Here is a 9,646-nt window from a genome sequence, read left to right as displayed (position 1 = left end):
CGTCTACTGTATATTTAGACATAAAAACACCCCATAAATGTTAGTTTGGTGTCTAACATTTATGGGGCAGTTCAAATGTATTATGTCTTCAGTGGGTTTTTCGTTTATTCAATACATTTTCGCCAAAGCCTTATCCATCTGTTTCTCATTCGCCTTAACCTCATGACTATTCACATCATCAACGCCTCGGTATGTATACTTTGTGTTCTGCCAAAAATCAAAAGCGAAGAGGGAGGCCAGTGTGTTATCTTATTCATGTTGATATATAATCAAGTACGATTGAAAGTCTTATTTTTTATGATTTTCTTCTTAAACTAACGGGGTAGGTTAGTGAAAAATGAAAGAATAAAATGTAGTTGTATTCGAAAAAAATAAATAACTTATATACATTCCGCATATTGTCAATCCAGTATGTTATACTGTAAACAAACCTTTGAAGCTTTAAATCTTTTCTATTACCTTGTACCATCTCCCTACTCGAACGTTGAGTAGGGTTTTTTATTGAGTATTATATAGAGAGCATAAAAAAACAGGCCCTATATAAAGGACCTGTTTTTATAATCGATTTAAGATTAAGCAACTTTTTGAACGTTAGCAGCTTGAGCTCCACGAGGACCTTGCTCAACGTCAAACGTTACTTTTTGACCTTCGTCTAAAGATTTGAATCCGTCACTTTGGATTGCAGAGAAGTGTACGAATACATCGTCTCCATTTGCACGTTCGATAAAGCCAAAACCTTTANCTTTGGATTGCAGAGAAGTGTACGAATACATCGTCTCCATTTGCACGTTCGATAAAGCCAAAACCTTTATCTGCATTAAACCATTTCACTGTACCTTGTTCCATTTTTGTTGCCTCCTAGTGCGTTACCACACATTATATTACTATCCTTGCCCAAAGTATCATCAAGACGAAAAGTCAATATTCATACTATCCTTTACACCGAACAGAAATAATTCTTCTTTATCATAGCAGGAAACGGAAAAAATTGCAAATTAATATTATCTTTATTATCACTACATACTTATCAGATAAGGGATTCCTCTGGCTGTGTTATATGAATCAGAACTGTATAGAGCATACAAACTTGCAACGATCAAACACTATCGTTCCTTCATATGGTAAAATTGTTATAAAGATACATAAAGGTGGTTTAAGATGAAAAAACAACTATTTAGTTTTTTGTTGGTTATGAGTGTGGTTTTTATGCTTGCAGCATGTAATTCGAACAAAGATGAAGATCTATTATTTCAAGGAGAAGGAGAAAGCTGGAGAACAGAAGTTTATATAGGACAAACAACAGAGTATTCAGAAAAAAGAATTACTCCGTCTATATATCTAAAGTTTAAAGGCAGCAATCCTAAAGTAGTAGAACATCTAAGGTACAAAGTGGAGACGAAACAGGGCGGTTTGAGTGGAGGTGAATATACTCTGAACGAGCGAGGAGAGGTTGCTCCAGATGCTGAAGAAATAAATAAAGTGGTAACGTCAAAAACAAAAGAATTAACGATAACTGTTGACTGGTCGGAAAAAGGAAAAGAAAAATCAGAAATAATAATTTTAGAGAAAAGATAAACCTCACTAGGATGAATATCCATTGATACCAGGTAAACAAAGCGAAACTCTCACTGCATGTTTCTTCAGTGGGTTTTTTATTTTTTCTTAATACATTGTAGTAGCTAAACAAAAACACGCCGCAGCGTGCTCACCAAGCTATGTGTTATTTTTTGTTCCTCTTCTTAATAATCTCCCAGATCTCCCGCAACTCTTCTAATTGCTCCTCTGGAGACTCCTTCATTTCTTTAAAGAACAAATTCAATTCAGGATTTGAAAAGAATTCGAGCATTTCTTTTTCGTCGTCAGTTTGAGGATTAGGGTTGTCGGTTCTGCCGAGAAGGTAATCAACGGAAATCTCATAAAAGGCTCCCAGTTTTCATTAAATATCAAAAACAAGGAGGCTCACCATGATCTTAGATGTCTATGTATGCCACTGTCAGGAGGAATTCGCGGTAAAGGACGGCAAAGAACCTGCCAGCTGCCCGTTTTGTGGCGAGCAGGACATTGAGTTTAGTCGTGAGGTTAGGGAGTAAGAATGATGTTCGGATTTTTTAAAAAGTGGGCAATCGCCAATATAGCTGGTGCGCTTTATCTTGTCCTGGCATTTGGCTTGTTGGAAGATTGGGCGCTCATGGCTGCCAGTGCTGTTAAAGCGATTGGCTGGGCGATCTTAGCTAGTGCTAGTGAGTAGACACAAATTATTCATTAACTTCATTGAATTAATAAAAAAAGCTGATAACATCAGTTATCAGCAAAAGAAGTTATACTACCTACCTTTTCGTTTATTTTTAGATTTTTGGACTTTGATCTCCCTAATATACTTTCTTCGTTCCTCTTTTAACCGTTTGTTCGAAACTGACTTTTCTTTTTTTCTTAGTTCATATTCAGCTTTAAGAGCTTCTTGAGCTTTAGAAGAAATACTAGGTTGTTTCATTTCTTTAGCTACTATTCTTTGAAGTCTTTTGGGATTGATTTTCTTTTTTTGATTTTGGTGTATATGAATTCCGTCATGTTTATCGTGTTGTTTGATAAAATCTAACAAATCCTTATTTACAAAATCTAAGACTTCTTGATCCTTTGGTTCATTTCCAAAGATATACCGATATGCTTTGTATTTGTTTTCAGAAATGTTTTCAATTAGTCCTACATAAAATTGACCATCAAAACAAATGGTTAGTTTCAAGGTAGGTCCCTCCTCTAAAAAATAATTTAGAATGATGGACATCCCGAGGAGGGGAAGGTTACTTACAGCTGTATAGGCTGCATCCGGACTACCAACCGAATTGTGTTTTTTCATTCTATATCCATTATATAATTTTAACCAATTAAGTAAATAGACTATGTCGCAGTACGTTGAATATGCGAAGGAGGGTGATCCATGGCTAGTGGCTGTATCATAGCTCAATGTGAACTTTGCGATGATCATATTTGGGAAGATGAGAATTTTGCTATTAATGGTAATGGGTTTTATCACAATAAATGCGCTAGAAAGCCCAACGAAATAGCGTTTTTGAAAATGAAGAATACCGAATTACTAGCTGAAAACATGCTCATACGAAAGCAGTTAGACGAGTTACAGCGCCAGTATCGTGCATTAGAAAACGCAAAAGAGGTGCAAATGAAGCTGTTTTGACAGATTTAGATAGGAGTGATCCAATTGGGCCTTTTAATAGAATCGCAGATTAAGAGTTTGTCGGTTGAGGGGCTGCATTTACTGGTGGTAGACGTAGAGCGGCGGATTGGTTCTCATGTAGAAGGTGGAGATCCAGCAGATGCGTATGTGGAGCATCAGAAATATATCTTGGATTTGGTGCAGGAAGAATTGAAGAGAAGGGAGATTGAACGATGAATCCTAAAAAGTTTAATAGCATGTATGAGATTTTTGAATACTACATGAACAAAGTCGATGAAGAACCAACAGAACACGTTGAACTTAAAGAAGGCGATTGGGTTGAAAGCATGTGTGAGAAACAAGGGTTCATAGCAGAGATACACGGTCAAGCAGTTTATGTTGTGGTTGTAAATATTAAAGGAGTAGCACTCAAATTAATGCAGTTTAATATCGCGGAGTTAAAAAAGATGGATAATGAATTGCATTCAGAAGATTACAACAGCATGGCGCATATCGCGCTAGCAACAGGCGGTAAAGAATGGTTCATGGAACTGACAGACAAAATGAAGAGTCTTGCACAATGAAAAAAAGCCGAGAGAGCTCCCGGTCTTTCGCTACATTAATCTGCTTCGATACGAATAGCATCAATTCTTTGGCAGTCTACAATAAGAGTTGAGCCTGGTTCTGTTTCAGTATCCATAAAGAAAGCACAACAGTTATTTCGATCAAAGTTAATAAATACTACGTCTTCTAATACTTCGCCACTAGATAAAAAAACGTCTACTTCTGTCTGTGTTTGTAACTTTCTTAGTTGATCACAAATACATCCATTGCATTTATGTTCACGGTCTTTATGTTCATGTTTGTGACAATCGCAGTTATGTTCATGTTCATTACTTTTATGCTTGTGGCAACAATTTTTCTAATGATTCATAAAGTAATTCCCCCCTTTATTGTTTAGTAAGAACTTACACTATACTTTATGAATTCAGAGTCAATATTGATTGGACAAACCTCTTAATTCAATTACCTAATTTTTGGAGGATGATTGAGTGCTTTGAGTACTTAGGTAAAGCAAGGATAAAGTGAAAGAGTTAGTAGAAGCAGGAAACAGAAGTGTTCATGTTGCCCAAGAAATTCCGATGAAACTAAAGGTGGAAGTGGAAATTTAAAAAGAAAAAAGCCAGGAAAGCTCCCGGCCTTTAAAAAGATATTGGCAATATTATTTTAACAGATCGGGAGGAGTTTTTGTGAGATTAACAGAGATAGAAATTGACTCTAGTAAAACGGTACTAGAATTGGATATAATGGAATTAAATAACAAGGCTATTGTTATTTGTGATGGTAAGGTAAAGGTTGCTGATTTGCCACAGCATGGGGAAGTAAAAGTGATCATGAATCAGGGAAAGATCAAAAGGGTTAAATGGGAAGAAGGGGAAGATTTTTAGTGGATAGTTACAAAGAATTGTTCAATACTGTCCTTTATTTTCTGGACAGGGATGAAAAAATTAATGAAGAAACAAACTTTTATAAGTTGATTCCGGAATATGATTTATTCCCGAACGACTATTTGCTTTTTGCTGAAGAGGAATTAGATTTGTTGGTTAAGAATCCTGAAAATATAAGGTTAAAAATTAATTGTGTATTACATTTGAAAAGAGCCTTAAATTGTCAAATAGACATCTTTTATAATGTTTTTGGCTTTACTAAGTTTTTGAAAAAGAAAAATTTAGGTATGGATAGTAAACTTCATTATTTGGATGAGTTAGGGTTAGTTAAATCACGGGTTATGAGTAGATTTAATAAAATTAGGAACAAAGTTGAACATAATTATAAAATCCCAAGTATAGCTGACATAGAAGTATACTTTGATTTGATTGACTCAATTATTACTAACCTCGATAAAGTTATATTCAAAGTTGGTATCAATGCTGGTCAATCTAGAGAAGACTTCGAAAGTGAAAGGAGATTTTCTATTCAATATGAAAGAAGTTCTATACCAACTATAAACTTCTCTGTTGACAATGACAGTAAAGTTTACAACGGAAATGTTAGTATTGATGAAAATAGAGAGTTATTTACCAAACTTTTTAAATTGTATCTCATTATTAATGAGCAAGGAAATGTGAAATTTCGGAAGTCAGCCATAGAAACACTAAATTAATTAATGTAACTGTACAGCATGATGGATATAAAAAATTATTGATTGTCAGGAAAAGTGAAGTGGGATGGAGAGGAAGTATCTTGAGTTCGTGGAAGCAAGCGATATTAAATTATTGGAAAACTAGCAGGTTAAAAAAGTTTTGGGATTCTAGTAGGGTTTGGAAGTATATTCTGAAACGTGTATCTGTAGTTATTACCATTTGTGGGTTTCTGTTTTTAGGTGTTTTGTTAAAAGGTCCAGCCGATGTAATGGTTGCTTTATCTGCTTCTGCCATAACATTAATTCTTGCATTTGATTTATTTAGTTTATTGTTGTATTTAGAAAAATATTTGGAAGGTAAAGAAGTGTCTAAGAGTAATAAAGATACTGATAAGGAATTATATTACTGGACTGGGAGAGCAATGATTTCGGATAAATTCTATTATGATTTATTTTCAACAACCAACCCTCAGACATCAATGAGTAACCTAATTACTTTAAAAGAAAAAATTGAAAAAGCTTGTTCGAATGATATAAATAAACTTTATCTACTTAAAAATTATATTGAATTGAAAAATGCTAATAACGTTACCGCTAAATTTTGGACAGTTTTCACAGCGGCTTTCATTGGAGCGATAACAAGTTTGATTCCTCAGATAATCTCAGACAGCAATTTTATTTCTAAGGTACACACTTTCGTTAATGGTTCCGAAAATAAATCAATGATTCCTAAAATGACGGTGTTTATCAATTATTCTACATATGGCTTTATAATAGTCATGGTTTTTTTATTTTTACGGCAGTTACTGACTAAAGAGAAAAATAGGTTAAGGTTAATTTCTTTTGCTATTGATAATTGTATAATGGAAATTGAAAATAAAGAAACAGATAAATAAGTTCTACCAGTAAACTGGAGGACACCAAAACATTAAGGCAGTACGCAGCTGCTTTAAGTTTGGTGCCCTTTTTTTATTTACATATTTTAGGTAGTTAACGAAATTACCTAAAAAGAGTGGTTTTGGCAACCGTGTATGTCTTTGCAACTAAAATACAAATTTTCTTTAATTCTGCAACTAAGGAGTGATCATATGAATGCTAAACAACTTTCAATGTTTAATGATATTGATGAGAAAGAGGTTCAAGATTTAATTATTATGGAACTAAGAAACTATCGGGCGCTTAAAGTTCAAATTGAGAATAAAAAAGAACAAGAGGCCGCTGGAGTTATTGATTTATTTCCTTCTGTAAGGCAGCAAGACCGACTTAACGAATTGAAGGTGAAGCAGATTGACCGCGCTTTAGAGCATAGCTTAGATTTTATCGAACGGAGAATCATCGAAATGAAGTATCTCACGTCTGAAGAGACGAAGGACATCAATATTTATCTGGAACTGGGCCTGAAGAAAGGGAAATACTATGAGAAAAAAAGAGCGGCCATATATCGTCTTGCTACAGCACTTGGAATTATTTGAGTGCTGTTATTTTTACGGACAAAAACCGGACAAAAAACGAACAAAAGGGGTACCAAACTGGGGACCTTTTTATTTTTCCAACAGCGGTAACATTTTCTTATCAACTATTTAGTTGGTAGGAGACGCATCTTTCCTTTATCAATGGTGTACTCGGATAGATCGAATGGCGATGAAGGTTACTAGCTGTACAGGGGGAGTAATCGGAGCCTAGCAGTATTGCGCACTATCGGCACGGGGATGCAATTGGTGAGAGTCCAATGCAAGGTGTGGTAAAACAATGGCCTGCCACTTCCTCAATCCTAGCTATCCTCCTGGGTGATTGAACGGAAGCGGAAAACCTAAAAATTTAAAAGCGAATAGCATAAGGCGGTGCTTATTAAGGAGAGACGTATATGAAAATCAGAGAGCATTTATCTATAAAAGATAAAAAGAAGGTGGCTGCTCTTTCTGTAGAGAAAGAAGAGGAAAAATACACTAGGCGAGATTGGGAAGAAATTATGGGGACTAAGCGAGATACCTACAAGAGAGTAAGAGGTAGTATGAGGAGGAAATGAACATAGTTCATGCGTCATCCTTGTGGTGGTTTTATTTTTTGAAAAAACAGGTAAATGGTTGCAGGGAATCATCTGTTTTTGTTGAATAATGTAAATATAAAGTAGATATTGTAAAAATTATAACTTCTTTTGTTTGACATAAAAGTTAAAATTTTGTATATTTGTAATTGTTGTAAGGAATTCATTACATTTTGAGAGGAGAGTTTTTATGAAGAAGAATAGAAGTAGACTTGGTAAAATAGTATTTGCTTCGGCGATTGCTTTTGGGGGACTAGTAGTTTTAGACTCTGCCAAAACTTCCTTGGGTGTGGAAGCAGCAACTAAGGCGGATTTGTATCAGAAGTATTGGGCTGATTATGGTTCTAACACTAAAGATGCTTTAAGCACAAAAGTTGAGGTTAGTACAGATTCGAGCGATTATAGAATAATTGAAGATTTTACCAAAAAGCACAATCCGCTATTCTCAATTCATAATACTTCAGGAACCATTGTGCAACGTGGGTCACTTAATATGTGGATGAAAAAACCATATGGAAATTATAATGATATTGAGTTTGAAAGTTTTACCAATATCAATCTATCTGCTTTGTCACCGGGACATTATCGTATTAAAGTTACTATTCCAATGGATGATGGTTCTTTAACACACGTTGATAATTCAGATCTAACTCAAGCCTTTACTATACAGCCAGATCGGTCAATTGTGGATTTTCGTCCTTAAGAAAAACTACATTAAATATGGTGCGTTAAGAAAGGAGTATTTCTATGAAAAAGATTGTAAGTAAATTGGGTAAGGGTGTTTTAGCTTCAGCAATTGCTCTTGGGGGATTAGGGGTAGTTGACAGCTTAAGTCCGGAATCAGTTGTACAAGCGGCGAAGAAATCAGATATACAAAATTCTTACGATGTTACGTATTCAACAAGTGGGAAAGATGCTTTATATACAGGTGTTTTTATAAAAACTACGAATTTTGCATTAATAGAAGACTTCGATAGAAAGCATAATCCACTATTCTCAATTCATAACACTTCAGGAACCATTGTGCAACGTGGGTCACTTAATATGTGGGGTTCTTTTGATTATGATTCTTTTTTATTAATTGACAGCCAGACTAATATTAATTTGTCTGCTTTGCCACCTGGACATTATCGTATTAAAGTTACTATTCCAATGGATGATGGTTCTTTAACGCACGTTGATAATTCAGATCTAACTCAAGCCTTTACTATACAGCCAGATCGGTCAATTGTGGATTTTCGTCCCTAATAAGGTTGTTACATAAATAGTTTCAGCGTAGTGAAAAAAGCACCCTAACCGGTGCTTTTTTCTTTGCTCTAATAGTTGTATGATATTTAAAAAAAGGAGTGAATAAATGGAAGTTGATTTCTCACCTTTGAGTTCAACGCTAAACGGAATGGCTATGAACTTGGCAATCTTCTTAGGAGTTACCTTTATATTAGTTTTAGCGCTAGCTTTTATTCTAAAAACATTGAGGATACCAAAGTTCATCATCAACTTTACTGTGCCTGTTGCAGTATTAGGTTGTATGTATTACTGGGCAACTAATTTTCTTTAGTCACTCGTTTGAGTGGCTTTTTTCTATGTCTAAAACAAACAAATAGCGGTTAATCCTTAAAAATTAATGGGAAAATAATTAAATAAAAACACAAACTTGATTGACGTGAGTAAAGTAAATTAATATAATTAAAGTATAGAAAGGGGGGAGGAAAAGTGAACATGGAAGATGTTGAAAGGGTCGTAAGAATGATAGCTTGGGTAGCTACTAGTATTGGAGCAATAATAGCAACCATCAAAAACCTAAGCGATCTGAAAGACAAAAAAAACACCAAATCTAAAAAGAAAGGAAAGAAGAAAAATAAAAAGCGACGCTCTCCGGGCAAGAAGAAACGTCGCAAATAATGCACGGAAGAAAGGGAAGCACTTCCCTTTCTTCTAAAAAATATTATACCATGTTCACTTAAAATTATGAAAAAAATTGATTGGTTTAACATCGTGCTGTTTGGGTTGTTCACTTTACATTTCACCACATTAGATTATAATCGGTTGCATTGGATGGACATTGTAGCATCAGTTGCCGCCTGTGTATGGCTTGTGCTCACTGTTTATAATCTTTACTTGAGATGGAGGATATCACGGTATGAATGACCAGGAGTTCTATTTCAAAAACGAAGAAGAACTTAAGCAATTTTTACAAGATCACATTGTAAATACATCAGAAGCCATCGAAATTTTAGGATGCAGCAGACAGTATTTAAATCAATTAATCAAGAGCGGTGTAATTAAGCCG

Annotated in this window: 15 protein-coding genes and 1 pseudogene; 14 read left to right on the top strand and 2 right to left on the bottom strand. The window is 34.9% G+C overall.

Annotated elements, in window-relative coordinates; translation table 11 throughout:
* Positions 1 to 572 precede the first annotated feature (572 nt).
* A pseudogene (locus tag IRB43_RS17340) lies at positions 573 to 846 on the bottom strand (cold-shock protein).
* 312 nt (positions 847 to 1,158) lie between these two features.
* On the opposite strand from IRB43_RS17340, the gene IRB43_RS17330 reads away from it, so the two are divergent.
* Positions 1,159 to 1,575, top strand: a complete 417-nt coding sequence (locus IRB43_RS17330; RefSeq protein WP_203364706.1) for a hypothetical protein — start codon at positions 1,159 to 1,161, stop codon at positions 1,573 to 1,575.
* 520 nt (positions 1,576 to 2,095) lie between these two features.
* On the top strand, positions 2,096 to 2,248 hold the full coding sequence (locus IRB43_RS17325; protein WP_203364705.1) for a hypothetical protein: 153 nt from the start codon (positions 2,096 to 2,098) through the stop codon (positions 2,246 to 2,248).
* Between the two features lie 75 nt (positions 2,249 to 2,323).
* Here IRB43_RS17325 and IRB43_RS17320 read toward each other — a convergent pair whose 3' ends face one another.
* Positions 2,324 to 2,740 carry a YjdF family protein gene (locus tag IRB43_RS17320; RefSeq protein ID WP_238942084.1) on the bottom strand — a complete coding sequence of 139 codons (417 nt, stop codon included), beginning with the start codon at positions 2,738 to 2,740 and terminating at the stop codon, positions 2,324 to 2,326.
* A 195-nt stretch (positions 2,741 to 2,935) separates the two neighbouring features.
* Between IRB43_RS17320 and IRB43_RS17315 the strand changes: the two genes are divergently transcribed.
* From IRB43_RS17315 to IRB43_RS17260, 12 genes are all read left to right on the top strand, one after another.
* Positions 2,936 to 3,190, top strand: a complete 255-nt coding sequence (locus IRB43_RS17315) for a hypothetical protein (protein WP_203364704.1) — start codon at positions 2,936 to 2,938, stop codon at positions 3,188 to 3,190.
* A 24-nt stretch (positions 3,191 to 3,214) separates the two neighbouring features.
* Entirely contained in the window at positions 3,215 to 3,406 is a 192-nt protein-coding gene (locus IRB43_RS17310) for a hypothetical protein (protein ID WP_203364703.1), read from the top strand.
* Positions 3,403 to 3,753 carry a hypothetical protein gene (locus IRB43_RS17305; protein WP_203364702.1) on the top strand — a complete coding sequence of 117 codons (351 nt, stop codon included), beginning with the start codon at positions 3,403 to 3,405 and terminating at the stop codon, positions 3,751 to 3,753. The genes IRB43_RS17310 and IRB43_RS17305 overlap by 4 nt, the downstream gene beginning before the upstream one ends.
* Before the next feature lie 666 nt (positions 3,754 to 4,419).
* Positions 4,420 to 4,617, top strand: coding sequence for an XtrA/YqaO family protein (locus IRB43_RS17300; protein WP_203364701.1), 198 nt, complete (start codon positions 4,420 to 4,422; stop codon positions 4,615 to 4,617).
* Entirely contained in the window at positions 4,617 to 5,333 is a 717-nt protein-coding gene (locus IRB43_RS17295; RefSeq protein ID WP_203364700.1) for a hypothetical protein, read from the top strand. Before IRB43_RS17300 ends, IRB43_RS17295 begins: the two co-directional genes overlap by 1 nt.
* An 80-nt stretch (positions 5,334 to 5,413) precedes the next feature.
* Positions 5,414 to 6,208, top strand: coding sequence for a hypothetical protein (locus IRB43_RS17290; protein WP_203364699.1), 795 nt, complete (start codon positions 5,414 to 5,416; stop codon positions 6,206 to 6,208).
* A gap of 192 nt (positions 6,209 to 6,400) precedes the next feature.
* The gene (locus tag IRB43_RS17285; RefSeq protein WP_203364698.1) at positions 6,401 to 6,784 is read left to right on the top strand and encodes an ArpU family phage packaging/lysis transcriptional regulator; all 384 of its coding nucleotides are present in this window, start codon (positions 6,401 to 6,403) and stop codon (positions 6,782 to 6,784) included.
* A 392-nt stretch (positions 6,785 to 7,176) separates the two neighbouring features.
* On the top strand, positions 7,177 to 7,338 hold the full coding sequence (locus IRB43_RS17280) for a hypothetical protein (protein ID WP_203364697.1): 162 nt from the start codon (positions 7,177 to 7,179) through the stop codon (positions 7,336 to 7,338).
* Positions 7,339 to 7,546: 208 nt separating this feature from the next.
* Positions 7,547 to 8,059 carry a cupredoxin domain-containing protein gene (locus IRB43_RS17275; RefSeq protein WP_203364696.1) on the top strand — a complete coding sequence of 171 codons (513 nt, stop codon included), beginning with the start codon at positions 7,547 to 7,549 and terminating at the stop codon, positions 8,057 to 8,059.
* Positions 8,060 to 8,103: 44 nt separating this feature from the next.
* Positions 8,104 to 8,604 carry a hypothetical protein gene (locus IRB43_RS17270; protein WP_203364695.1) on the top strand — a complete coding sequence of 167 codons (501 nt, stop codon included), beginning with the start codon at positions 8,104 to 8,106 and terminating at the stop codon, positions 8,602 to 8,604.
* 106 nt (positions 8,605 to 8,710) lie between these two features.
* The gene (locus IRB43_RS17265; RefSeq protein WP_203364694.1) at positions 8,711 to 8,914 is read left to right on the top strand and encodes a hypothetical protein; all 204 of its coding nucleotides are present in this window, start codon (positions 8,711 to 8,713) and stop codon (positions 8,912 to 8,914) included.
* A 161-nt stretch (positions 8,915 to 9,075) separates the two neighbouring features.
* On the top strand, positions 9,076 to 9,258 hold the full coding sequence (locus tag IRB43_RS17260; RefSeq protein ID WP_203364693.1) for a hypothetical protein: 183 nt from the start codon (positions 9,076 to 9,078) through the stop codon (positions 9,256 to 9,258).
* The last annotated feature ends 388 nt before the right edge of the window (positions 9,259 to 9,646 follow it).

The organism is Bacillus sp. REN10, assembly GCF_016820555.1.
Taxonomy (GTDB): domain Bacteria; phylum Bacillota; class Bacilli; order Bacillales; family Domibacillaceae; genus Bacillus_CE.
Note: the sequence above shows the minus strand (reverse complement) of the source record. Positions and strands in the feature narration are given on the sequence as shown.